Source organism: Streptococcus salivarius (assembly GCF_002094975.1).
Taxonomy (GTDB): domain Bacteria; phylum Bacillota; class Bacilli; order Lactobacillales; family Streptococcaceae; genus Streptococcus; species Streptococcus salivarius_D.
The window spans coordinates 890628-915670 of sequence record NZ_CP015283.1 but is presented as its reverse complement, the minus strand read 5'-3'; the positions used below and the strand labels follow the sequence as shown (position 1 = coordinate 915670).

Sequence of the window (25043 nt, the reverse complement as noted above, 5' to 3'; positions counted from 1 at the left end):
TCATTACAAAACACTAATCTACCAAAATGACGCAATTTGATAAGAAAGTTCTTACATTTTCAAAAAGAATACAACCTTTCAGTATCAAGTGCAAAATAAAAAAGCCTTGCGGCCCTCTTATCTTATTTGGCATAGTCAACCGCACGGAATTCACGAATGACTGTAACCTTAATATTTCCTGGGTAATCCAAATTCTTCTCAATTTGTTCACGTACCTTGTGAGACAAGATCGTAACTTCATCATCTGAGATTTTGTTTGGATGAACCATAATACGAATCTCACGACCAGCTTGAAGGGCGAAGCTTGTTTGAACACCGTCAAAGCTTGATGCAATTTCTTCCAAATCACGAAGGCGTTTGACATAATTCTCAACAGATTCATTACGAGCCCCTGGACGAGCCGAACTCAAAGCATCTGCTGCAGCTACAATAACTGCAATGACGCTCTCAGGTTCTACATCGCCATGGTGGCTGGCAATAGCGTTAACCACAACTGGATGTTCTTTGTACTTACGTGCAAACTCAGCACCAATCTCTACGTGACTACCTTCGACTTCTTTGTCAATGGCTTTCCCCATATCGTGAAGGAAACCAGCACGACGAGCGAGGGCAACATTCTCACCCAATTCACCAGCCATGATACCTGCTAGTTTACCAACTTCAACTGAGTGACGAAGTACGTTTTGACCATACGACGTACGGAACTGCAAGCGTCCCATAATCTTGATCAAATCAGGGTGAAGATTCATAGCGCCAATTTCGTAGGCTGCCTCTTCACCATATTCACGGATACGGTTATCCATTTCCTGACGGCTCTTCTCAACCAACTCTTCAATACGAGCTGGATGGATGCGTCCATCCTTAATCAAGGCTTCGAGAGTCATACGTGCAATTTCACGACGAACGGGATCGAAACCAGAAAGGACAACCACTTCTGGAGTATCGTCAATAATAACGTCAATACCTGTTAGACTTTCAAGCGTACGGATGTTACGCCCCTCACGTCCAATGATACGACCTTTCATATTGTCATCTGGAAGGTGAACAGTAGTTACTGTTTGTTCAGTAACATAATCTCCAGCCAAGCGTTGCATAGCTTGCGCCAACACATTTTTGGCCGTCTTATCAACAGTATCTTTAACCTGTGCTTCTGCATCTTTGATACGTGTTGCAATCTCATGAGTCAGATTATTCTCAGTATCCGTTAAGATTACCTCACGCGCTTCTGCAATGGTCATTTGACCAACACGTTCAAGTTCAGCCTGCTTCTCAGCCTCCAACTGAGTCACATTCTCTTCACGCTCATTAAGATGTTTAGATTTGTCAGCAAGACTCTGCTCTTTCTTCTCGAGGGCAAGTTCTTTACTTGATAGATTTTCATCCTTACGATCAAGGCTAGTGGCACGTTCTGTCAAACGATTTTCCATCTGTTTAAGCTCTTGACGTTCAGATTTGAATTCTTTTTCAATATCTTCTCGATATTTTCTAGCTTCCTCTTTTGCTTCTAACAAGAACTCTTTACGTTGAGCCTTACTTTCGCGTTCAGCAGTCACACGCAGATGATCTGCATCATGTTCCGCCTGACTGCGAAGGTTCACAGCGTCTTGTTCTGCCTTTAGCAAGGTAGTTTCTGCTTGTTCCTTAGCTTTGCTAAGTTTAATAGAAATTGCTAAATATCCAACGACTAAACCAATGAGTGCAAAGACAACTAAAATTATCATGTTTATCATGTCTTTACCTCAACTTTTCTAAGGTTTCCCTAAAGAAAACCGTCTTCTAGTGTATCATATTTATAGCGATTTCTCAAATATATACTAGAACTTTAAACTGATTTTATGGTATCATAACTCTATTAGAATAGGGAGGTATTACCATGCCAAAAGACGTTACTGTTGAAAGTTTTGAACTTGATCACACCATTGTAAAAGCACCTTATGTGCGTCTTATTTCTGAGGAAGTTGGACCTAAAGGAGATATCATTACAAACTTTGATATCCGTTTGATTCAACCTAATGAAAATAGTATTGACACAGGTGGTCTTCACACTATCGAACACCTACTCGCTAAACTGATCCGTCAACGTATCGATGGACTTATTGATTGCTCACCATTTGGTTGCCGTACAGGTTTCCATATGATTATGTGGGGTAAACAAGATCCTACAGAAATTGCTAAAGTTATCAAATCTAGTCTTGAAGCTATTGCTAACGAGATTACATGGGAAGATGTTCCAGGAACTACCATTGAATCTTGTGGTAACTACAAGGATCACAGTCTTCATTCAGCTAAGGAATGGGCTAAACTTATCCTCGAACAAGGTATCTCAGACCAAGCCTTCGAACGTCATACCGTTTAAAAAACATTGGGATATATCCCAATGTTTTTTTAGTATTTTCTAAAACGTTGATAACGCGCTTCAAGCAAGTTCTCTGTTGATAATTGGCTTAATTCTGCCAACTCATCTACGATTGCTGTCTTAATTGCTTCTATAATTTCACTTGTAAAGTAACCACGTTCTGGGATCACTTTATCAACGATTCCCATATTAAGCAACTCGCCTGATGTAATCTTCATCAACTCTGCTGCCTCTTCTGAACGTGAGCCATCTTTCCAGAGAATAGTCGCAAACCCTTCCGGACTTAAGATAGAGTAGATGGTATTTTCAAGCATCCAAACCTTATCAGCTACTGCCAAGGCAAGAGCTCCTCCCGAACCACCTTCACCAATGATGATGGCGATAATTGGAACCTTAAGGTCGCTCATTTCCATAAGGTTACGCGCAATTGCCTCTCCTTGTCCACGTTCCTCTGCTCCAACACCAGGATAAGCACCTGCAGTATTGATAAAGGTAACAACTGGACGACCAAACTTTTCAGCCTGTTTCATGAGGCGAAGAGCCTTACGATAGCCCTCTGGATGAGGTTGCCCAAAGTTACGGCTGAGGTTATCTTGTAGGTTTCTACCTTTTTGGATACCCACTACAGTAACCGCTTGGCCATTTAAACGACCAATACCACCAATAATGGCACCATCGTCACGGAAATTACGGTCACCATGAAGTTCGATAAAGTCATCGAAGATTCCTTGGGCAAAGTCCAAAGCAGTTAAACGGCCTTGGTCACGCGCTTCTTTTAAAATACGTGCTACGTCGCTCATTGAACACCTCCATGGAATGATAAGAGTGTGGCAATGGTATCAGCCAACTCTGTACGTTTAACAATGGCATCAACAAAACCATGTTCTTGAAGGAACTCAGCCTTTTGGAAATCATCTGGCAAAGTTTCGCGAACTGTGTTTTCAATAACACGACGACCTGCAAAACCAATCAAGGTTTGTGGCTCAGCTAAGATGATATCACCTTCCATGGCGAAACTTGCTGTAACCCCACCAGTTGTTGGATCTGTCAATACAGTCAAATACAACAAGCCAGCATTAGAATGACGTTTTACAGCGGCTGAAATCTTGGCCATCTGCATCAAACTCATGATTCCTTCTTGCATACGGGCACCACCAGATGCTGTAAAAATAACAACTGGAAGTTTTTCCTCAATCGCATGTTCAAAGAGTTTGGTGATTTTCTCACCAACAACAGTTCCCATTGAAGCCATGATAAAGTTAGAATCCATAATGGCCAAGGCTGTTTTTTGCCCCTTGATTGTTGCAACACCAGTTACAACAGCTTCATCAAGACCTGTTTTTTCCTTGGTTGCTGCTAATTTCTCCATATAACCTGGGAAATTCAATGGATTTTTGGTTTCAATTCCTGTAAAAAGTTCATGGAAAGAGCCCTCATCAACCGTTAAATCGAGACGTTCTTTAGCGGAAATACGGAAGGTATAAGAACAATTTGGACAGATTTTAGCTTGTCCCAAGTCCTTTTGATAAATAGCTTGTTTACAACCAGGACATTTGGCAAAAAGTTCATCTGGAACTTCTGGCACTTGGTGATCAACCCCATTACGGACAGAACGGTTAGGATTGATACGGATATACTTTTCTTTTCGATCAAATAATCCCATAAACTTTATTCCTCACGATTCTGATAATCTGGTAGGAAGGTCTCCATCAAGAAGGAAGTATCATAATCCCCAGCGATAACGCTACGATCTGAAATCAAATCCAACTGGAAGTCAGCATTAGTCACAACACCATCGATTTCGAGCTCGTAAAGAGCGCGTTGCATCTTCATGAGTGCCTCAAATCGATTTTCTCCATGAACAATGATTTTGGCAATCATTGAATCATAATAAGGTGGAATAGTATAGCCAGGATAAACTGCACTGTCTACACGGAGACCAACACCACCACTAGGTAGGTAGAGATTGCTAATTTTCCCTGGACTAGGTGCAAAGTTGAACTTAGGATTTTCTGCATTGATACGACACTCAATAGCATGTCCCTTGATTTCAATATCATCTTGGGTCACAGAGAGTTTTTCACCTGCGGCAATACGGATTTGTTCTTTAACAATATCCACACCACTTACAAATTCTGTAACTGGGTGCTCAACCTGAACACGGGTATTCATTTCCATGAAGTAGAACTGACCTGTTTTTTCATCAAGAAGGAACTCGATAGTACCCGCATTTTCATAATTAACAGCCTTAGCGGCACGGACAGCCGCAGAACCAATTTCGTGACGAAGTGTCTTACCAATAGCAACTGAAGGTGATTCTTCCAAGACCTTTTGGTTATTACGTTGAAGAGAACAATCACGCTCACCAAGGTGAACAATGTTACCGTAGCTATCTCCCAAAATTTGAACCTCGATATGACGAGCTGGGTAAATAACTTTTTCAATATACATCGCCCCATTACCAAAGGCTGCTTTAGCTTCTTGTGACGCAGATTCGAAAGCTGGAGCTAACTCTTCTTCAGTGTTAACCTTACGAATCCCCTTACCGCCACCACCGGCAGAAGCCTTAAGCATCACTGGGTAACCAAGACGGTTGGCAACTTCCAAAGCCTCCTCAGCTGTAAAGACTTCACCATCTGAACCAGGAATTACAGGGACATTAGCCTTAATCATTTCAGCACGGGCATTGATTTTGTCACCCATCTTGTCCATGACTTCGCCTGAAGGACCAATAAACTTGATGTTCATTTCTTCACAGAGAGTGGCAAATTTAGAGTTTTCACTCAAGAAACCAAACCCTGGGTGAATAGCTTGAGCCTCAGTCACAATAGCAGCTGATAGGACACGATTCATATTCAAATAAGAATCCGTTGATTTTGCAGGCCCGATACAAATAGCTTCATCAGCAAGCATAGTATGGAGAGAATCCTTATCTGCTTCAGAATAAATAGCAACCGTTTGGATACCCAATTCACGCGCTGCACGGATAATACGCACTGCAATTTCACCACGATTGGCAATCAATAATTTTTTAAACATAAAACAAGATAACATCAGACATTTTTCGATAGTCTGTGTTGATTTCCTTTCTATGTGATAGACCAATGTCTAAAGAAAAATCCTTTCCGACTGTCGCCAGAAGGATTTTCACAAAACATTAGCTTCCAATAGCAAAAGTCAAAGTACCTGATGCAGCAAGTTTCCCATCGACTTCAGCCTTAGCTTCAACAACAGCAATTGTTCCACGACGTTTAACAAACTTAGCTGTCATAACAAGTTGGTCACCAGGAACCACTTGTTTTTTAAATTTAACCTTATCCATACCTGCGTAAAAGACTAATTTGCCTTTGTTTTCAGGTTTAGACAATTCAAGAACACCAGCTGTTTGCGCAAGAGCTTCCATGATAAGAACACCAGGCATAACTGGGTATTGAGGAAAATGTCCATTAAAGAAAGGTTCATTGATCGTTACATTTTTAATAGCTGTGATTTCGTCTTCTGAAACTTCTAGCACACGGTCAACCAAAAGCATTGGATAACGGTGTGGTAAAGCTTCACGAATAGCATTAATATCAATTGTCATTTGATGCGTACCAATCCTTTTCCGTAGTCAACAACTTCTTCATTCGCTACCAAGATTTCAGTAATAACACCATCTTTAGGTGCTGGTACTTCGTTCATAACCTTCATCGCTTCAACGATAAGAAGAGTTTGACCTTTCTTAACAGTGTCACCAACAGAAACAAAGGCTGGTTTTTCTGGTGATGGAGACAAGTAAGCCACACCGACAAGTGGACTTTCAACCACTTCTCCTTCAGCAGCTTGAGCTGGTGCAGAAGCTTCTTCAACTGGTGTTGCTGGAGTTTCAACAGCAGCAGGTGCTACTACTGGGGCAACCGGAGCCTGAGGAGCTGGCGCAACTACTTCAACTGTAGGAGCTACTGGGGCAGCTGTTACTGAACTTGTTTGATTTTTGCTCAAGTTCAATTCTTCACCATTGTTTTTGTATGAAAATTCACGCAAAGTTGATGCATCAAATTGAGCCAACAAATCTTTGATTTCAGAAATATTCATGAATTAAGCCTCCCAACGTTTAAAGGCAAGAACAGCATTGTGTCCACCAAAACCGAAAGTATTTGAAATTGCGTACTCAATATCAGCTTCTTGACCTTCACCATAAACAACATTAGCTTCGATGTAGTCAGACAATTCTTTTGTACCAGCAGTTTTCGGTAAATAGCTATGACGAATAGCTTCGATTGTTGCAATAGCCTCAACCGCACCAGCAGCACCTAGCAAGTGACCCGTAAATGATTTAGTAGATGAAACTGGAACATCTTTACCAAGTACAGAAACAATGGCACCACTTTCACCTTTTTCATTGGCAGGTGTTGATGTCCCATGAGCATTAACATAATCAACATCTTCAGGTTTGATACCAGCTTCATTGATAGCCAATTTAATTGCTTTAGCAGCACCAGAACCGTCTGGAGTTGGTGTTGTCATGTGGTAGGCATCACAGTTTGATCCGTAACCAACAATCTCAGCCAAGATGTTAGCACCACGTTTTTGAGCATGTTCCAAGCTTTCGATAACGAGAACCCCTGCACCTTCACCCATAACAAAACCATTACGGTCTTTATCAAATGGAATTGATGAACGCTCTGGATCCTCTGTTGTTGAAAGTGCTGTAAGAGCATTAAAACCACCGATACCAATCTTAGTGATTGAAGCTTCAGCACCACCAGCCAAGACAACATCATGCAAACCGAATTTAATTTCACGGAAGGCCTCACCGATTGCATCATTGGCAGACGCACAAGCAGTCGTCACTGATTTACACACCCCTTGAGCACCAATTTTAAGAGCAATGTTACCAGCACCCATGTTTGAGAGTGCTTTAGGGATAAACATTGGTTTGATACGTTTCATACCACGTTCGTGCATACGGATGATTTGATCTTCAAGTTCTTGGAGACCACCGATACCAGATGACACGATAACACCTACACGATCACGATCTTCTTCTTCCATGTTAAGTCCTGAATTTTCAAGAGCTTCCATAGCAGCATAAATCGCATAAAGTGAGTAAGTGTCCATACGGTTAGTATCTTTTTTCACAAAGTATTTATCGAACGGGAAATCTTGGATTTCACCAGCGTTAAAGACAGGAATTTCAGAAGCATCGAACTTAGTAATTGGTTTAATACCGATTTTACCGTCATGAAGACTGTTCCAAAATTCTTCTGGTGTATTACCGATTGGTGAGGTTACGCCGTAACCTGTAACAACAACACGATTTGTAGACATATATATTCTCCTTTTGTCGGATGGATATTCTTATAAATGATTTTTTGATATTGAAAATCAATTATTGCATGGTCATACCACCATCAATAGCGATGGTTTGACCTGTGAGATATTCTTGACTAGCCAAGAATGCTGCAACTTCAGCCACTTCTTCTGCTTGACCAATACGTTTCATTGGTACTTGAGCAATCATAGCATCTTTCATTTTCTCTGGAATAGCGTCAGTCATATCTGATTCAATGAAACCAGGAGCGATAGCATTGACACGGACACCACGGGCTGCAACTTCACGCGCTACTGATTTAGTGAAGCCAATCAAACCAGCTTTTGAAGCCGCATAGTTAGCTTGACCAATATTCCCCATGAGACCTACAACAGATGACATATTGATGATGGCACCTTGACGCGCCTTAGACATTGGTTTCAAGACAGCTTGTGTCATATTGAAGGCACCAGTCAAGTTGATTTTCAAGACACGTTCAAAATCTTCTTCAGTCATCTTCAACATCAACTTATCGTTAGTGATACCAGCATTATTAACTAGCACGTCAACACTACCAAGCTTTTCAATAGCTTCAGCAACCATACGTTTAGCATCTTCGCCATTAGAAATATCACCTGAGATACCAACAACAGTTACACCATAATCTGCAAACTGTGCAAGCAAGTCCTCAGAAATCTCAGAACGTCCATTTAGGACAACGTTGGCACCAAGACTAGCAAATTTGTGTGCCACAGCTAATCCAATTCCACGTGTTGAACCTGTTACAAAAACATTTTTATTCTTAAGTTCCATGTTTACCTCGTTTTAAGCATTAAGAAGGGCATCAAGACTAGCTTGATCTTCAACATTTTGAGTTGGTAGGGTTTTATCAATTTTCTTCAAGAAACCTGACAAGACTTTTCCTGGACCAATCTCAATCACTTCATCTACACCAAATTCTTGGATAGTGGCAATCGAATCATAAAAACGTACAGGTTCCATCACCTGACGAGCCAAAAGTGCTTTGACGTCTTCTGACTTCATGATTTGAGCCTCAGTATTACCTACTAAAGGAAGCGTAAAGTCATTGAATGACACTTTCTCAAGTTCTGCTGCCAATTTTTGACTAGCTGATTCAAGTAAAGCTGTATGGAACGGCCCTGAAACATTAAGAGGAATCAGACGTTTAGCACCAGCTTCTTTTAGCAATTCCACAGCATAATCAACAGCCTCAACTTCACCACCAATAACAATTTGTGCAGGAGTATTATAGTTAGCAGGCGTTACTACACCCTTTTCAGATGCTTTTTGACAGATTTCTTCAATCAAACTTGGATCTGTATTCATGACTGCAACCATTTTCCCACTTCCAGCAGGAGCCGCTGTTTCCATGAATTCTCCACGTTTAGCAACCAAGGCTACCACATCCTCAAATGAGAGTGCTCCAGCCGCAACTAGGGCAGAATATTCACCCAAAGAGAGACCGGCAACAATATCAGGAGTGATACCATTTTCTGCCAAAAGGCGATAAATGGCTACTGACGTTGTCAAAATAGCTGGTTGAGTATAGCGTGTCTGATTAAGTTTTTCTTCGTTAGAATCAATCAATTCACGCAAATCATAACCTAGAATACGACTAGCCGTATCAAATGTCTCTTTGACAACGGGATAAGTCGCATACAAATCGCTCGCCATGCCCAATTTCTGAGCCCCTTGACCAGCAAATAAGAACGCACGTTTTGTCACTATCCTAATCCTTTCGACGTTTTTAGACGTTTACATCTGCCCAACGAGCAGCTTCTTCTTTAATCACCTTGGCAGCACCAGTGTAAAGGTCTTCCAAGATTTCTGCACATGTTTCTTCTTTACGAACAAGACCTGCAATTTGTCCAGCCATAACTGAACCATATTCCACATCTCCATCAACAACAGCGTTACGAAGGGCACCCGCACCAAGCTCTTCAATTTCCTCTTGAGTCTTTTTACCAGCCAAGAAATCTTTTTCAGCTTGGTTATATTCTGTAGCCAATTTATTCTTAATCGCACGAACTGGGTGTCCAACAACTGAGGCTGAAATAACAGTATCAATATCTTTAGCCTTCAAAATCTTATCTTTGAAGTTTTGGTGTGCATTAGATTCCTTAGCAACAGCGAAACGCGTACCAACCTGAACAGCTTCTGCTCCAAGCATAAGAACAGCAGCCATACCACGTCCATCAGCAACACCACCAGCACCAATAACTGGGATAGATACCGCATCCGCAACCTGGCGAACAAGAGCCATAGTTGTCAATTTACCGATGTGACCACCAGCTTCCATACCTTCTGCGACAACAGCATCCGCTCCAAGTTTTTCCATACGTTTAGCAAGTGCTACCGATGGAATAACTGGGATTACTGTAATTCCAGCTTCGTGGAAACGCTCCATATATTTACCTGGGTTTCCGGCACCTGTTGTAACAACCTTAACGCCTTCTTCAATAACGAGGTCGACGATGTCATCTGCAAATGGTGACAAAAGCATGATATTAACACCGAATGGTTTGTCAGTGATTTGTTTTACTCTATCAATATTAGCTTTTACCACTTCTTTAGGGGCATTACCACCACCAATAATTCCGAGTCCACCAGCACTTGAAACGGCTCCAGCCAAGTCGCCAACAGCAACCCAGGCCATACCACCTTGGAAGATTGGATATTTAATTCCTAACAGTTCTGTAATACGAGATTTCATTTTTCACCTTTTTTTCGATTTTCTAATCAAATAAATAGTTTAATAATCAAAGTAATTGTATAAACAAAGGAGAATATCCCCAATAAGAATATTCTCTATGCCCTGCTTATTTAGTTTTTTCTTCTACGTAAGCAACAAGGTCACCAACAGTGTTAAGACCTTCTTCAGTTTCGATTTGGATATCGAATTCATCTTCGATTTCTGAGATAACTTGGAACACGTCAAGTGAGTCAGCGTCAAGTTCGTCAAAAGTAGTTTCTACTTTTACTTCTTCTGCATCTTTCCCAAGTTCTTCAACGATGATTTCTTGTACTTTTTCAAATACTGCCATTTTAATTTCTCCTTTAAGATAAATATATTTCTTATAATCTATGCTGGTGCATAATTTATATAACTAGATTTTAACAATAAGACTGCCCCATGTCAAACCCCCACCAAAACCTGATAAAAGAATTGTTTGACCGCTGTCTAATTTTAAGGTCCCATTTGCCACGTTTTCAGAAAGCAAAATTGGGATACTTGCCGCACTGGTATTACCATAAGACATCATGTTTGCCAAGAATTTATCACGACTGACATCGATTTTCTTAGCCATAATATCCAAAATACGAATATTAGCTTGGTGAAGAAGGAAGTAATCAGGTTCACCTTTTTCTTCAACCAAGGCCTTAATGCTCTTTGAAACTGTCTTAACGGCAAAATCAAAGATCGCTTTCCCATCCATTTGCATATAGGGATTAGGCTGATCAGACTCATCTGAATAAGGCGAGATAACTGCAGAGGCTCCTGACTCAAGACCGCCCTTGCTACCATCGGTATTCAAAGATTCTCCGAAGAAATGTTCTTCTTCAGTTTCTTCCAAGAGAACTCCACCAGCACCATCTCCAAAGAGGACAGCTGTTGTACGGTCAGACCAGTCTAAAGTTTTAGAAAGGACTTCAGCACCAATAACTAGACCTTTTTTGTAGACACCTGACTTAATCAATTTTTCTGCTGTTGCCAAGGCAAAGACGAAACCACTACATGCTGCAGTAATATCAAAAGCAAAAGCATTGACTGCACCGATCGCTCCTTGAACTCGAGCCGCTACTGACGGCATAGAGCTATCCGGAGAAATCGTTGCAACTAAAACAAAGTCTAGCTCCTCAGGCGATAATCCTGATTTTTCTAATAGCTGATGGGCAACATTGGTAGCTAAATCACTCGTGTTCTCATTCAATGAGATGCGACGTTCCTGAATACCTGTGCGTGAGCGAATCCACTCGTCGCTAGTATCCATGATTTTTGATAGGTCATCATTAGTCACGACCTGAGCAGGTGCATAATGGGCAACCTGACTAATTTTTGCAAATGCCATTATTTCAACTCCTCAAGAAAGGCGTGGAGATTTTCCAATCCCTTGCTCATAACCTTCAATTCCTCGTCGTTAAAGCCTTCTGTAATCCTCATCACCATTGATTTATGAAAACGACGGTGAAGACGATATACCAAACGACCCTTTTTAGAAAGCGATAGATGGACCACACGACGGTCAACTGATGAACGCGTACGGACAATATAACCTTTCTTTTCAAGTTTATTGAGAGAAGTTGTTACAGTACCAAGAGTTAACATGAGTTCTTTAGCTACTGCACTTGGTGTCGTATCTGGATGTGTACCGATCACATCAATGGTATGCATTTCCTTGAGGGAAACATCGTTAAATTTTGAATTCTTTAAACTTGCTTCTTCGATAATAACTACGTTATTAAAAATATCAACAAGATAGCCATCAATTTTGTCGTAATTCACACCAGACTCCTTTCAATAAAACTTTGACTTTCAAATTATATCAGACTCAAACTAAATTCGCAAGCCCGATTAAAAAACTTTAGTTTTTCTTTTAGAAAATGTGGTTATTTCCCTTGGAATTTAGGTCGACGACGCTCACTATAAGCACGTACCCCTTCTTTGAAGTCCTCAGTGAAGGCAAGAGATTTTTGCAAATCAAGTTCCAACTTAGCGTAATTTTCCCATCCTGCAAATTCAGATTCCCAAACCATTTCTTTAATGGCTTTAAAGGAATTCACTGAAGAACGGTTCAATTTTTTAATCAATTGACTCACAGTTTTTTCAAGTTTTTCTGACTCAACAACTTTGTAGGCAATTCCCCAGGCCAAGGCTTTTTCAGCTGATACTGGTTCTCCTGTCATGGTAATTTGAGTCGCACGGTTAATACCGATTGAACGTGTCAAAAGGTAGAGACCTCCAGCGTCAGGTGCCAAACCAACACCTACAAAAGCTTGGATGAATTTAGCTTTATCAGATGCAATCGTAAAGTCAGCTGCAACAGCTAAGTTAGCCGCAGCACCTGCACATGGGCCATCAACTACCATGATGACTGGCTTAGGCAATTTTTTAAGAGCAAAAGAAATTTCATTTACCTGCTCAGCAATACGAACCAAAGACTGTACATCATCTACAGCAACCGCTTTTTGCATTTGATCAAGGTCACCACCAACAGAAAAGACTTTCCCATTAGCATTGATTACCAAGAATTTTACTGACGCATCTTGTTTAGCTTCCTCAATTGCAGCCATAATCTCATCACAAACTGGAATATTAAACCCATTTTGCACTTCTGGACGATTAAGTGTTAAAGTTGCTACTCCATCTTCAACACTATAAAGAATTGTTTCGTAAGCCATTTTTTGCATTCCTCCGATAACTAGTTCCTATATGAAAACCGTATGTTCTTTATATTTTTATCACAATTTTATTTGATGAATAGATAATTTGATTATCAAATCATTCATCGTTATTTTCTAGTATACCATAGTCCATCTAAAGGTCAACAGAAACTTAGAGTTTTTTAATTTGATACATCAAAACACCGAGTTCTACAACTCGGTGTCACTTCTATTTTAATAAATCTAAAACACCTACAAGGTTATCCAACAAGCCTTTGGCTGCACCTTGATCCATGCCAAAACGATTATCTTTAATGGCCCAAACCTCAACACCTGCAGCGACTCCAGCAGCAATCCCCTTTTCGCTATCTTCGATAATCAAAGCCTGATTTGCTTCCACATTCAAATGCTTCAATGCTGTCAGATAAATCTCTGGATTGGGTTTACTCTCTTTAAATTCTTCTCCTGAAAGAACCACATCAAAGAAACCATCCAAATGATTTTCCTCCAAAGCTCTAAGGATATCTGCCTTCACTGAGCTAGAAGCCAAACCTATTTTCAGCCCTCGAGATTTCACTTCATTCAAGACTTTCAAAACATCAGGAAAGATTAATTCTTTGTAGGGTAAGGGGTTGTCTTGTTTATAGGCATTATACTCTTCTTGTAAAGTTGGCACATCCCAGTTATCATAGTCATCTCTGAGAATATTTTCCCAAACTTGCTTGGTATTTCCACCTATAAAGAAAGACGGGGGTAAATGGTCGATTGAAATTCCCTTTTGAGCTAAGAAACTTGCACGTCGATCATAATAATATTTTTCAGTGTCAAAAAGGACACCATCCATATCAAAAATAATTGCCTCTACCACGGGATATCCTCCTTTTCTTTCCTTATTGTACCATAATCAGACTAAATCTTACTCGCTTTTAAAAACAATGTGACAAATTGTCAGAATTTTGCTATAATTGTAGAGTAATTTAAAATTTTTGGAGTAACTATGAAAGTCATCAAATTCGGTGGAAGCTCACTTGCTTCAGCCACACAGTTAGAAAAAGTCTTAAACATTGTAAAATCTGACCCTGAACGTCGCTTTGTCGTTGTCTCTGCCCCAGGTAAACGTAACGATGAAGATACCAAAGTCACAGACGCCTTGATTAAATACTATAAACACTACACAAAAGGTGCTGATGTCAAAGCTGACCAAGAATGGATTATTAACCGCTACCAAGCTATGGTAGATGAGCTAGGCTTCAAATCAACAGAAATGGCAAAGATTGCTAAATCTATCAACGATCTTGCCACTCTTCCGATTGAAGATAATGATTTCCTTTATGATACTTTCCTAGCTGCAGGGGAAGATAATAACGCAAAATTAATCGCTGAATATTTCCGTAATAATGGTATTGAAGCACGTTACGTTCACCCTCGCCAAGCTGGTATTTTTGTCTCAAGCGAACCTGGAAATGCTCGTATCCTTCCAGGAGCTTATGACAAATTGGAAGAGCTTCGTGAATCAGATGAGGTTCTTGTTATCCCTGGTTTCTTTGGTGTTACCCCTGATAATCAAATTTGTACTTTCTCACGTGGAGGCTCTGATATCACAGGTTCTATCGTTGCAGCTGGAGTTAAGGCAGACTTATATGAAAACTTCACAGATGTAGATGGTATTTTCGCAGCCCATCCTGGTGTCGTTCATGAACCACATTCTATTCCTGAGTTAACTTATAAAGAAATGCGTGAATTGGCTTATGCTGGATTCTCGGTTCTTCATGATGAGGCTCTACTGCCTGCCTATCGTGGTAAAATTCCGTTGGTTATTAAAAACACTAATAATCCAGACCATCCAGGCACACGCATTATTCTTGAACACAAGGGTGCAACTGTTCCTGTCGTTGGTATCGCGAGTGATGATAAATTCGTCAGCATCAATATGACCAAATACCTCATGAACCGTGAAGTTGGTTTTGGACGTAAGGTCCTCCAAATTTTGGAAGATTTAAACATCCGTTGGGAACACATGCCTTCTGGAATCGATGATCTCTCAATCATTATTCGAGAACGTGAACTTACCCCAATCAAAGAACAAGAAATTCTTTCATACTTGACTCGTGAACTCGGTGTTGATGAAGTTGAAATTGAACATGGCCTTTCAATCCTCATGATTGTTGGCGAAAACATGAAAGACCACATCGGTGTTACAGCGACAGCGGCTAAAGCGCTCTCTGAAAAACATATTAACCTAGAAATGATTTCTCAAGGTTCTAGTGAGGTTTCTGTTATGTTTGTAATTGAAACCGAGCAAGAAAAAGCAGCTGTCAGAGCTCTTTACGATGCTTTTTTCCGTAGTGGCGATTAATCTAAAAACCTATCTCCTTCAAGGGATAGGTTTTTTCTTTATGAGAAAAACGAAGCCAGCTCTCATCATATCTACACCAATAGCAAATTCATTGATCAATTATACACAGCAATTACTAACCAAAAAACACTAACTTTCGTTAGTGCTTTTTTTTACAAGATATTTTCGTAACTTTCACGAACGGCATCTGGCCAAACTGAAGTTTGAACCTCACCAATATGTTTCTTACGAAGCAAGAACATAGCCATACGTGACTGACCAATACCTCCACCAATTGTTAGTGGGAAAAGGCCATGTAACAAGGCTTGGTGCCAATCCAATTTCAAACGATCTTGGTCGCCAGTAATTTCAACCTGACGTTTAAGGGCATCTTCATCAACACGAATACCCATTGATGACAATTCAAAGGCATGTCCTAATTGTTCATTCCAAACCAAGATATCCCCATTCAAACCATGGTAACCATTCTCAGACTCAGTTGTCCAGTCATCATAGTCAGGTGCACGACCATCATGTGGTTTTCCATCAGGAAGAACACCACCGATACCAATCAAGAATACAGCACCATATTCCTTAGTAATAGCATCTTCACGCTCTTTTGGTGTCAAATCAGGGTACTTCTCAACAAGTTCTTCTGAATGGATGAAGGTAATTTTCTTAGGTAAAATAGCTTCAATATCGTAACGTGCTTCAACTGCTAGCTCAGTCAAACGAATAACCTTATAAATGGTTTCAACAGTTTCTTTCAAGTAAGCGATATTACGATGTCCGTCAGGAATAACTTTTTCCCAGTCCCATTGGTCAACGTAAACAGAGTGCGTTGCATCCAATGAATCTTCATCTGGACGAAGAGCCTTCATATTAACCACGAGCCCTTCACCTTCATTGAAACCAAAACGAGCCAAAGTATGGCGTTTCCATTTTGCTAATGAGTGAACAACTTCGTATGTTGCGTCAGGAATCTGAAGCACATTAACAGTTACAGGATTTTCAATACCGCTCAAATTATCCTGCATACCATCCCCGACCTTACTCAAAATAGGCCCTTGCACTTCAACGACGTCAAGTTTATCAATCAAATACTGTGTAAAAGTATTCTTCACAAAAGAAATTTCCTCTTGTTGATGAATGAAGCTCTTTTTCATACGCTCCTCCTTTAAAAAATCGATAAGCCTATTATACTCCTATTTTTCAGAAAAATAAAGAAATTTTCCAACAATTTGGAAAATTTCTTGTTTTTTATGTTAGGTTTTATCACATTTTCTTAGTCAGCTTCACAACTGCTTCTGTTCGAGCTGTATGAGGAAACATGTCTACTGACTGAATATAATTAACATCATAAACTTTAGCCAAAGAAACTAGGTCTCTAGCCAAAGTAGATACATTACATGAAACATAAACCATTTTTTCAGGAGTGTAGGCCAGTATCGTTTTAAGTAGCTTATCATCTAAACCAGTTCTAGGTGGATCCACAATAAGAGCATCTGCTCGATAGCCTTCCTTGTACCAACGAGGAATAATATCCTCAGCCTTACCCACCTCATAGTGAGCATTCTCCAACCCAAGTGATTTAGCATTCTTTCTAGCATCCTCAATAGCCTCTGGAATGATATCCATACCTCGAATACTCTTTACCTTATTTGCAAAAGCAAGTCCAATAGTACCAACCCCACAATAAGCATCAATAAGGTGTTCAGCCTTACCTACATCCAAAGCTTCGACGGCCTGACCATAGAGTACCTCTGTTTGTTGAGGATTCAACTGGTAAAATGCACGAGGAGAGAGAGCAAAGTTATAGTCCAGTACCTCTTCTTGAATAGCGTCTTGCCCCCAAAGAATTTCCGTCTCTTGACCATAAATCTCGCTAGATTTCGAATAATTATAATTGACAGCAATAGTTACAATCTCTGGAAAACTTTCCGTCAATTCCTTAACTAATTTTGTGAAAGAAACTGATTTAGAGGTTACAAAAATCAACTGAACCTGATTTGAACCCAAAGCACGTCGTATCATAACTGTCCGAATTCCAGCAATTTTGCGCTCATTATAAATTGGTAACTTGTATTTATCTAACAAATTTGTCACCTTATTCATAATGGCTTGAGTTAGCTCATCCTGAACTAGGCAATCATCAATATTAATGAGGCGATGACTCCCTTCCGCAAATAAGCCAGATTTAACTGAGCCACCAAAAGAACGGGTTTGAAATTGTAGTTTAGCTCGGTAATGTTGTGGTTGCTCCATCCCTATTGTTGGACGAATGTCATATGACTCAAAATTAGCCGGTTTAAACTTCTTCAAGGCTTGTCCTAACAAGTCAGTTTTAAACTCTAATTGCTTATCATAACGAAGATGCATTAACTGGCAACCACCACAATCTTCATAAATACTACATGCAGGTTCGACACGAAACTTAGAAGGTTTATTGATCTTTAATAATTTCGCCTGAACAAAGTTTCTCTTAACAGAAACAATCTGACAGAACACCTCTTCACCCTTCAAAGCCCCTGGTACAAAAACTAGAGTTTTCTTATAAAAACCAATGCCTTCGCCATTGATTCCCATGCGTTTTATCTTAAGCGGGATACGCTGTTTCACTTGTAAATTCATACTACCATTCTAACATTTTGATATAATAATAACTATGAAAATCACAAAAATCGAAAAGAAAAAGAGACTTTATCTCCTTGAGATAGACAAAAAAGAGAGTCTCTACGTTACAGAAGATACCATCGTTAAATACATGTTGACTAAAGAAATGATACTGGACAAAGATCAACTAGAGGATATTAAATCCTTTGCTCAGTTCTCGCATGGTAAAAACTTAGCTCTCTATTTTATTTCATTTAAACAACGTAGTGAGAAAGAAGTAAAAGATTACCTTTTTAAACATGAAATAAACCCTCATATAATTCCCAAAATTATTGATAATCTAAAAAAAGATCATTGGATTGATGATTACAAACTCCTAGAGAGTCTAGCTCAACAAAATCTGAATTCAGGTGATAAAGGGGCCTATGTGCTGAAGCAAAAATGGCTTCAAAAAGGTTGTAACAAACAAATCATTGACGATGTTTTAAGCCAATTTGATTTCTCAGAAATAGCCATTAGAGTAGCTTCAAAACTGTTACGAAAATATCAGGGAAAACTACCATCTAAAGCCCTAAAAGACAAATTAACTCAAAGCCTTATCAATAAAGGTTTTTCATTCCAAGAAAGTAAACTAGCAATCGATTATCTAGAACTTGAAGCAGATGAAGAAAATGAACAAGCCCTCCTTTATAAAGAAATTGATAAGCAATATCAAAAATTTAGTAAAAAATACGATGGTTATGAGCTTAAACAACGCTTGACACAATCTTTAGCCCGAAAAGGTTATGACTTTGATGCGATAGCATCCGCTCTAAGAGAATATTTATAGGTATTCCCCCTCTTTTCACAAAATTATGATACAATAAAGAGGATAACCCTTATTGTAGAAAGAGGACGCCATGAAATTACCAAAAGAAGGCGACTTTATCACAATTCAAAGTTATAAGCATGATGGTAGTTTGCACCGTACTTGGCGCGATACTATGGTACTAAAGACAACTGAGAATGCTGTTATTGGCGTTAACGACCACACCCTCGTTACTGAAGCAGACGGAAGACGATGGGTAACACGTGAACCTGCTATTGTTTATTTCCACAAAAAATACTGGTTTAATATTATAGCCATGATTAGGGATAACGGCATTTCCTACTACTGCAATTTAGCTAGTCCATATATTTTGGACCAAGAAGCACTAAAATATATAGACTATGACCTAGATGTCAAAGTCTTCGCTGATGGTGAAAAAAAATTGCTAGATGTAGATGAGTATGAAACACATAAAAAAGAAATGCATTACTCTCCTGATATTGACTATATCTTAAAGGAACATGTTAAAATCTTGGTAGATTGGATTAACAATGGTAAGGGGCCATTTTCACAATCTTATGTTAACATCTGGTACAAACGTTATCTTGAACTAAGGAATCGTTAAAGTTGTCATAAAAAAGACTAGTAATAAAACTAGTCTTTTTTTGCACTAAAAACTAATGCTTCGGAATCTAAATCCATATTCAAAAGATAACGCCCTTCTTCTACTTGAACAAGGTACCCTAATAATTCTAAAGCATCAACAAAAATATTCCTCCTTTTTTGAAGTGCATATTCCTTCCTAACGTATTTTAAAAGAAAAGTCGTAACATGTTTCAAAAAATATTCAGGATTAACATCCCCTAATATGTCATATAATCTATTCTGCTCTTCCGATAATGGTAGATTTTCACTTAATTTATAGAAATAATTTGAAATCGTAAGATCGTCTCTCGTTATACTCGTTTGTTCAACAATAACAACTTCATTAGTAGAATTACTTATCTCAGTAACAAATCTACGATTTAATAGTTCAAAATAACAAGTAGAATCATCATCAATAAAAAAATGCTGTTCTAAATCAATTTTAGAAGAATCTGACACAAGACTAATTAATAAACGATAACGTTTCTCGAATCGTTCAATATAGCCTGCTTTTACAAACTCCTCAATTAATTTATCGATATTCTTTTGAAAAGGAAACTGCCTTTTTATTGCTCTCAGGGTCACAGGCTGATTAAGATATAGATAATTCACTATTTTCATAAAAAAAGGTTGCTTACATAGTTTAGTTGGGTTAAATTGTATTATCATAAAAACTATTATACCATTAATCAGAGTACTAAAAAAAGGCCTACTGGCCTAATTTTACGCATTAAAGCTTTCAGTCAACTGAGGAACTACCTGTTTCTTACGAGAAACAGCTCCTTCAAGGAAAGCATGATTATTATCTAAAACAAAATTGAAAGCAGCTTCAACCTTATCAGTATTTGAACCAAGTGCAAGAATTTCTGAATTAGAATTAAGAATATCAGTAATCATTAAGACAAAGTCAGAGTAACCATTGTTTTTAATTGAGTTATTAATAGCTTCTTCAATTTCCGCTTGACGAGAAAGAACATCAGAAATATCAACTGTATTAACTTGTGCAACACGAACTTGATTACCATTCAATTCAAATGTCTTTGCATCAATGTCAATGAGTTCTTCAGCAGATTTTGAAGAAAGATTAGTACCAGCTTTAAGCATAGCAAGACCATATTCTTCAAGATTAACACCAGCAATTTCTGCAAGTTCAGCTGCAACTGCAGGATCTGAAGCATGTGTAGTTGGAGATTTAAGAAGAAGAGTATCTGAAATCAAACCTGAAAGAAGCAAACCAGCTACTTCCTTAGGAACCTCAACATTGTTTTCTTTAAACATACGATAAACAATTGAAGATGCAGATCCAACAGGTTCTAATCGCATCATTAATGGATTAGCAGTTTCAAAGTTAGCTACACGGTGATGGTCGACTACCTCAATAACTTCAACGTCCTTAATATCTGAAATAGATTGTTGAAACTCATTATGGTCTGTAAGAATAACTTGATTAACACCCTCAGACTGAGCTGATTCAACCACTCGTGGTGCTTCAACACCAAAATAATCAAGAACAAAAGCAGTTTCCTCGTTAGGAGTACCCAAAGCAACAGCTTCAGCATCAACACCAAGTTGACGTTTCAAATAAGCGTATCCATAAGAAGACCCGATTGCATCAGAATCAGGGTTTTGATGACCAAAAACAAAAACTTTAGACATAAATTCACCTCAAAATAGTATTATAAGCTATTATAACATATAAAAAAAAGAAACAAAATAAAAAGAGTAACCTAAGTTACTCAAAATATAGTCCGTACGGGATTCGAACCCGTGTTACCGCCGTGAAAAGGCGGTGTCTTAACCCCTTGACCAACGGACCATCTTTATGCCGGCTACATGACTTGAACACGCGACCCTCTGATTACAAATCAGATGCTCTACCAACTGAGCTAAGCCGGCTAACTTTTCTATAATGCGGGTGAAGGGACTTGAACCCCCACGCCGTTAAGCGCCAGATCCTAAATCTGGTGCGTCTGCCAATTCCGCCACACCCGCATATATGACCCGTACTGGGCTCGAACCAGTGACCCATTGATTAAAAGTCAATTGCTCTACCAACTGAGCTAACGAGTCTCAAATATTTCTACTTGACGGTCCCGACGGGAATCGAACCCGCGATCTTCGCCGTGACAGGGCGACGTGATAACCGCTACACCACGGGACCTATGGGAGTTAACGGGATCGAACCGCTGACCCTCTGCTTGTAAGGCAGATGCTCTCCCAGCTGAGCTAAACTCCCTTTGCGCTAAGCGACTACCGTATCTAACAGGGGGCAACCCCCAACTACATCAGGCGTACTAGGGCTTAACTTCTGTGTTCGGCATGGGAACAGGTGTATCTCCTAGGCTATCGTCACTTAACTCTGAGTATTCTCAACTCAAAATTGAATATCTATACTGTATCAAGAAACCAAATCGTTGTCAATATGTCTCAGTTACTTTCTTTGGATAAGTCCTCGAGCTATTAGTATTAGTCCGCTACATGTGTCACCACACTTCCACTTCTAACCTATCAACCTGATCATCTCTCAGGGCTCTTACTGATATAAAATCATGGGAAATCTCATCTTGAGGTGGGCTTCACACTTAGATGCTTTCAGCGTTTATCCCTTCCCTACATAGCTACCCAGCGATGCTCTTGGCAGAACAACTGGTACACCAGCGGTAAGTCCACTCTGGTCCTCTCGTACTAGGAGCAGATCCTCTCAAATTTCCTACGCCCGCGACGGATAGGGACCGAACTGTCTCACGACGTTCTGAACCCAGCTCGCGTGCCGCTTTAATGGGCGAACAGCCCAACCCTTGGGACCGACTACAGCCCCAGGATGCGACGAGCCGACATCGAGGTGCCAAACCTCCCCGTCGATGTGAACTCTTGGGGGAGATAAGCCTGTTATCCCCAGGGTAGCTTTTATCCGTTGAGCGATGGCCCTTCCATGCGGAACCACCGGATCACTAAGCCCGACTTTCGTCCCTGCTCGAGTTGTAACTCTCGCAGTCAAGCTCCCTTATACCTTTACACTCTGCGAATGATTTCCAACCATTCTGAGGGAACCTTTGGGCGCCTCCGTTACCTTTTAGGAGGCGACCGCCCCAGTCAAACTGCCCGTCAGACACTGTCTCCGATAGGGATAACCTATCTGGGTTAGAGTAGCCATAACACAAGGGTAGTATCCCAACAACGCCTTACTCGAAACTGGCGTCCCGAGGTCATAGGCTCCTACCTATCCTGTACATGTGGTACAGATACTCAATATCAAACTGCAGTAAAGCTCCATGGGGTCTTTCCGTCCTGTCGCGGGTAACCTGCATCTTCACAGGTACTAAAATTTCACCGAGTCTCTCGTTGAGACAGTGCCCAAATCATTACGCCTTTCGTGCGGGTCGGAACTTACCCGACAAGGAATTTCGCTACCTTAGGACCGTTATAGTTACGGCCGCCGTTTACTGGGGCTTCAATTCATACCTTCGCTATTGCTAAGCACTCCTCTTAACCTTCCAGCACCGGGCAGGCGTCACCCCCTATACATCATCTTACGATTTAGCAGAGAGCTGTGTTTTTGATAAACAGTTGCTTGGGCCTATTCACTGCGGCTGACCATAAGTCAGCGCCCCTTCTCCCGAAGTTACGGGGCCATTTTGCCGAGTTCCTTAACGAGAGTTCTCTCGCTCACCTGAGGCTACTCGCCTCGACTACCTGTGTCGGTTTGCGGTACGGGTAGAGTATAATTAACGCTAGAAGCTTTTCTCGGCAGTGTGACATCACTAACTTCGCTACTAAACTTCGCTCCCCATCACAGCTCAATGTTATAGATATAAGCATTTGACTCATATCACACCTCACTGCTTGGCCAGACACTTCCAATCGTCTGGTTTAGTTAGCCTACTGCGTCCCTCCATCACTATATACTCTAGTACAGGAATATCAACCTGTTGTCCATCGGATACACCTTTCGGTCTCTCCTTAGGTCCCGACTAACCCAGGGCGGACGAGCCTTCCCCTGGAAACCTTAGTCTTACGGTGGACAGGATTCTCACCTGTCTTTCGCTACTCATACCGGCATTCTCACTTCTATGCGCTCCAGCACTCCTCACGGTACACCTTCTTCGCACATAGAACGCTCTCCTACCATACCTATAAAGGTATCCACAGCTTCGGTAATATGTTTTAGCCCCGGTACATTTTCGGCGCAGGGTCACTCGACTAGTGAGCTATTACGCACTCTTTGAATGAATAGCTGCTTCTAAGCTAACATCCTAGTTGTCTGTGCAACCCCACATCCTTTTCCACTTAACATATATTTTGGGACCTTAGCTGGTGGTCTGGGCTGTTTCCCTTTCGACTACGGATCTTAGCACTCGCAGTCTGACTGCCGATTATATCTCGTTGGCATTCGGAGTTTATCTGAGATTGGTAATCCGGGATGGACCCCTCACCCAAACAGTGCTCTACCTCCAAGAGACTTAACATCAACGCTAGCCCTAAAGCTATTTCGGAGAGAACCAGCTATCTCCAAGTTCGTTTGGAATTTCTCCGCTACCCACAAGTCATCCAAGCACTTTTCAACGTGCCCTGGTTCGGTCCTCCAGTGAGTTTTACCTCACCTTCAACCTGCTCATGGGTAGGTCACATGGTTTCGGGTCTACGACATGATACTAATACGCCCTATTAAGACTCGGTTTCCCTACGGCTCCGTCTCTTCAACTTAACCTCGCATCATATCGTAACTCGCCGGTTCATTCTACAAAAGGCACGCTCTCACCCATTAACGGGCTCGAACTTGTTATAGGCACACGGTTTCAGGTTCTATTTCACTCCCCTCCCGGGGTGCTTTTCACCTTTCCCTCACGGTACTGGTTCACTATCGGTCACTAGAGAGTATTTAGGGTTGGGAGATGGTCCTCCCAGATTCCGACGAGATTTCTCGTGTCTCGCCGTACTCAGGATACTGCTAGGTATAAAGACTATTTCGAATACGAGGCTATTACTCTCTTTGGCCTACCTTCCCAGGTAGTTCTTCTATAATCTTTAAGTCCACGTTGCAGTCCTACAACCCCGAAGAGTAAACTCTTCGGTTTGCCCTCTTGCCGTTTCGCTCGCCGCTACTAAGGCAATCGCTTTTGCTTTCTCTTCCTGCAGCTACTTAGATGTTTCAGTTCACTGCGTCTTCCTCTACATTACCTTAACAGTAATGAGTGACAGGCATTACCTGCCGGGTTCCCCCATTCGGACATCTCTGGATCATTGCTCACTTACAGCTCCCCAAAGCATTTCGTCGTTAGTCACGTCCTTCATCGGCTTCTAGTGCCAAGGCATCCACCGTGCGCCCTTATTAACTTAACCTTATTTTGGTCTTTCGACCTAACTCATTAAATATTCACAGCGTTTCGGTTTATTTTCTTGTTACTATCTATATGTAATTAATTACATATGGAATTTGATATAGATATTCAATTTTCAATGGACAATACTTGAATCTTGCGATTCAATGGAGCCTAGCGGGATCGAACCGCTGACCTCCTGCGTGCAAAGCAGGCGCTCTCCCAGCTGAGCTAAGGCCCCACAAGACCTCTCAAAACTAAATAAGAAACTC

General features: G+C 40.6%; 23 protein-coding genes, 7 tRNA genes and 2 rRNA genes. 4 read left to right on the top strand and 28 right to left on the bottom strand.

Features of this window, described 5'->3' with window-relative positions; genetic code table 11:
* Nucleotides 1–122: 122 nt before the first annotated feature.
* Nucleotides 123–1730 (bottom strand): ribonuclease Y, encoded by a 1608-nt coding sequence (locus V471_RS04790; RefSeq protein WP_084871150.1) that lies wholly within the window; start codon nucleotides 1728–1730, stop codon nucleotides 123–125.
* Nucleotides 1731–1873: 143 nt separating this feature from the next.
* Between V471_RS04790 and V471_RS04785 the strand changes: the two genes are divergently transcribed.
* Nucleotides 1874–2356 carry an S-ribosylhomocysteine lyase gene (locus tag V471_RS04785; RefSeq protein WP_002885585.1) on the top strand — a complete coding sequence of 161 codons (483 nt, stop codon included), beginning with the start codon at nucleotides 1874–1876 and terminating at the stop codon, nucleotides 2354–2356.
* 29 nt (nucleotides 2357–2385) lie between these two features.
* Here the strand turns inward: V471_RS04785 and V471_RS04780 are convergent, their stop codons facing one another.
* From V471_RS04780 to V471_RS04715, 14 genes are all read right to left on the bottom strand, one after another.
* Nucleotides 2386–3156, bottom strand: a complete 771-nt coding sequence (locus tag V471_RS04780; RefSeq protein ID WP_084871149.1) for an acetyl-CoA carboxylase carboxyl transferase subunit alpha — start codon at nucleotides 3154–3156, stop codon at nucleotides 2386–2388.
* Nucleotides 3153–4019 (bottom strand): acetyl-CoA carboxylase, carboxyltransferase subunit beta, encoded by an 867-nt coding sequence (gene accD, locus V471_RS04775; protein ID WP_084871148.1) that lies wholly within the window; start codon nucleotides 4017–4019, stop codon nucleotides 3153–3155. Before accD ends, V471_RS04780 begins: the two co-directional genes overlap by 4 nt.
* Before the next feature lie 5 nt (nucleotides 4020–4024).
* Nucleotides 4025–5395: an acetyl-CoA carboxylase biotin carboxylase subunit gene (locus V471_RS04770; protein WP_002885488.1), complete on the bottom strand. Its 1371-nt coding sequence runs from the start codon at nucleotides 5393–5395 to the stop codon at nucleotides 4025–4027.
* Nucleotides 5396–5513: 118 nt separating this feature from the next.
* Nucleotides 5514–5939: a 3-hydroxyacyl-ACP dehydratase FabZ gene (fabZ, locus tag V471_RS04765; protein WP_002885470.1), complete on the bottom strand. Its 426-nt coding sequence runs from the start codon at nucleotides 5937–5939 to the stop codon at nucleotides 5514–5516.
* Complete coding sequence (gene accB / locus V471_RS04760; RefSeq protein ID WP_002886657.1) at nucleotides 5936–6430, bottom strand: acetyl-CoA carboxylase biotin carboxyl carrier protein; 495 nt, start codon at nucleotides 6428–6430, stop codon at nucleotides 5936–5938. The genes fabZ and accB overlap by 4 nt, the downstream gene beginning before the upstream one ends.
* Nucleotides 6431–6433: 3 nt before the next feature.
* Nucleotides 6434–7666: a beta-ketoacyl-ACP synthase II gene (fabF, locus tag V471_RS04755; RefSeq protein ID WP_084871147.1), complete on the bottom strand. Its 1233-nt coding sequence runs from the start codon at nucleotides 7664–7666 to the stop codon at nucleotides 6434–6436.
* A 61-nt stretch (nucleotides 7667–7727) separates the two neighbouring features.
* Complete coding sequence (gene fabG / locus V471_RS04750) at nucleotides 7728–8462, bottom strand: 3-oxoacyl-[acyl-carrier-protein] reductase (RefSeq protein WP_002885572.1); 735 nt, start codon at nucleotides 8460–8462, stop codon at nucleotides 7728–7730.
* 12 nt (nucleotides 8463–8474) lie between these two features.
* Nucleotides 8475–9395, bottom strand: coding sequence for an ACP S-malonyltransferase (gene fabD, locus V471_RS04745; RefSeq protein WP_084871146.1), 921 nt, complete (start codon nucleotides 9393–9395; stop codon nucleotides 8475–8477).
* A gap of 22 nt (nucleotides 9396–9417) precedes the next feature.
* Nucleotides 9418–10383 (bottom strand): enoyl-[acyl-carrier-protein] reductase FabK, encoded by a 966-nt coding sequence (fabK, locus tag V471_RS04740; protein WP_084871145.1) that lies wholly within the window; start codon nucleotides 10381–10383, stop codon nucleotides 9418–9420.
* A gap of 106 nt (nucleotides 10384–10489) precedes the next feature.
* Nucleotides 10490–10714, bottom strand: a complete 225-nt coding sequence (locus V471_RS04735) for an acyl carrier protein (RefSeq protein WP_002885495.1) — start codon at nucleotides 10712–10714, stop codon at nucleotides 10490–10492.
* 63 nt (nucleotides 10715–10777) lie between these two features.
* The gene (locus tag V471_RS04730) at nucleotides 10778–11740 is read right to left on the bottom strand and encodes a beta-ketoacyl-ACP synthase III (protein WP_037612035.1); all 963 of its coding nucleotides are present in this window, start codon (nucleotides 11738–11740) and stop codon (nucleotides 10778–10780) included.
* Nucleotides 11740–12174 (bottom strand): fatty acid biosynthesis transcriptional regulator FabT, encoded by a 435-nt coding sequence (gene fabT / locus V471_RS04725; RefSeq protein WP_002885562.1) that lies wholly within the window; start codon nucleotides 12172–12174, stop codon nucleotides 11740–11742. The genes V471_RS04730 and fabT overlap by 1 nt, the downstream gene beginning before the upstream one ends.
* A 104-nt stretch (nucleotides 12175–12278) precedes the next feature.
* Nucleotides 12279–13070: an enoyl-CoA hydratase gene (locus V471_RS04720; RefSeq protein ID WP_084871144.1), complete on the bottom strand. Its 792-nt coding sequence runs from the start codon at nucleotides 13068–13070 to the stop codon at nucleotides 12279–12281.
* Nucleotides 13071–13281: 211 nt separating this feature from the next.
* Complete coding sequence (locus V471_RS04715) at nucleotides 13282–13920, bottom strand: HAD family hydrolase (protein ID WP_084871143.1); 639 nt, start codon at nucleotides 13918–13920, stop codon at nucleotides 13282–13284.
* 129 nt (nucleotides 13921–14049) lie between these two features.
* Here V471_RS04715 and V471_RS04710 point away from each other — a divergent pair, with 129 nt between their 5' ends.
* Nucleotides 14050–15408 carry an aspartate kinase gene (locus V471_RS04710; protein ID WP_002890033.1) on the top strand — a complete coding sequence of 453 codons (1359 nt, stop codon included), beginning with the start codon at nucleotides 14050–14052 and terminating at the stop codon, nucleotides 15406–15408.
* A gap of 152 nt (nucleotides 15409–15560) precedes the next feature.
* On the opposite strand, the gene asnA is transcribed toward V471_RS04710, so the two are convergent.
* Nucleotides 15561–16553, bottom strand: coding sequence for an aspartate--ammonia ligase (gene asnA, locus V471_RS04705; protein ID WP_014633569.1), 993 nt, complete (start codon nucleotides 16551–16553; stop codon nucleotides 15561–15563).
* 109 nt (nucleotides 16554–16662) lie between these two features.
* Nucleotides 16663–18018, bottom strand: coding sequence for a 23S rRNA (uracil(1939)-C(5))-methyltransferase RlmD (gene rlmD / locus V471_RS04700; protein ID WP_084871142.1), 1356 nt, complete (start codon nucleotides 18016–18018; stop codon nucleotides 16663–16665).
* A 34-nt stretch (nucleotides 18019–18052) separates the two neighbouring features.
* Between rlmD and recX the strand changes: the two genes are divergently transcribed.
* Nucleotides 18053–18829: a recombination regulator RecX gene (recX, locus tag V471_RS04695; RefSeq protein WP_002886645.1), complete on the top strand. Its 777-nt coding sequence runs from the start codon at nucleotides 18053–18055 to the stop codon at nucleotides 18827–18829.
* Nucleotides 18830–18899: 70 nt separating this feature from the next.
* Nucleotides 18900–19433 (top strand): nucleoside tri-diphosphate phosphatase, encoded by a 534-nt coding sequence (gene ntdP, locus V471_RS04690; protein WP_002886644.1) that lies wholly within the window; start codon nucleotides 18900–18902, stop codon nucleotides 19431–19433.
* 29 nt (nucleotides 19434–19462) lie between these two features.
* Here the strand turns inward: ntdP and V471_RS04685 are convergent, their stop codons facing one another.
* The 11 genes from V471_RS04685 to V471_RS04635 all read right to left on the bottom strand — a co-directional run bounded on the left by V471_RS04685 (nucleotide 19463) and on the right by V471_RS04635 (nucleotide 25012).
* Nucleotides 19463–20122: a DUF1803 domain-containing protein gene (locus V471_RS04685; protein WP_002886642.1), complete on the bottom strand. Its 660-nt coding sequence runs from the start codon at nucleotides 20120–20122 to the stop codon at nucleotides 19463–19465.
* 54 nt (nucleotides 20123–20176) lie between these two features.
* Nucleotides 20177–21109: a manganese-dependent inorganic pyrophosphatase gene (locus tag V471_RS04680; RefSeq protein WP_002886641.1), complete on the bottom strand. Its 933-nt coding sequence runs from the start codon at nucleotides 21107–21109 to the stop codon at nucleotides 20177–20179.
* Nucleotides 21110–21197: 88 nt separating this feature from the next.
* Nucleotides 21198–21269 (bottom strand) — tRNA-Glu (locus V471_RS04675).
* Nucleotides 21270–21276: 7 nt separating this feature from the next.
* Nucleotides 21277–21349, bottom strand: a tRNA-Thr gene (locus V471_RS04670).
* Between the two features lie 14 nt (nucleotides 21350–21363).
* Nucleotides 21364–21445: transfer RNA gene (locus tag V471_RS04665), tRNA-Leu, on the bottom strand.
* Between the two features lie 5 nt (nucleotides 21446–21450).
* Nucleotides 21451–21523 (bottom strand) — tRNA-Lys (locus V471_RS04660).
* An 18-nt stretch (nucleotides 21524–21541) separates the two neighbouring features.
* Nucleotides 21542–21614 (bottom strand) — tRNA-Asp (locus V471_RS04655).
* Between the two features lie 2 nt (nucleotides 21615–21616).
* Nucleotides 21617–21689, bottom strand: a tRNA-Val gene (locus V471_RS04650).
* Nucleotides 21690–21694: 5 nt separating this feature from the next.
* Nucleotides 21695–21810 (bottom strand): 5S ribosomal RNA (gene rrf / locus V471_RS04645).
* An 83-nt stretch (nucleotides 21811–21893) separates the two neighbouring features.
* Nucleotides 21894–24793: ribosomal RNA gene (locus V471_RS04640) — 23S ribosomal RNA — on the bottom strand.
* A gap of 146 nt (nucleotides 24794–24939) precedes the next feature.
* Nucleotides 24940–25012: transfer RNA gene (locus V471_RS04635), tRNA-Ala, on the bottom strand.
* Nucleotides 25013–25043: the final 31 nt, after the last annotated feature.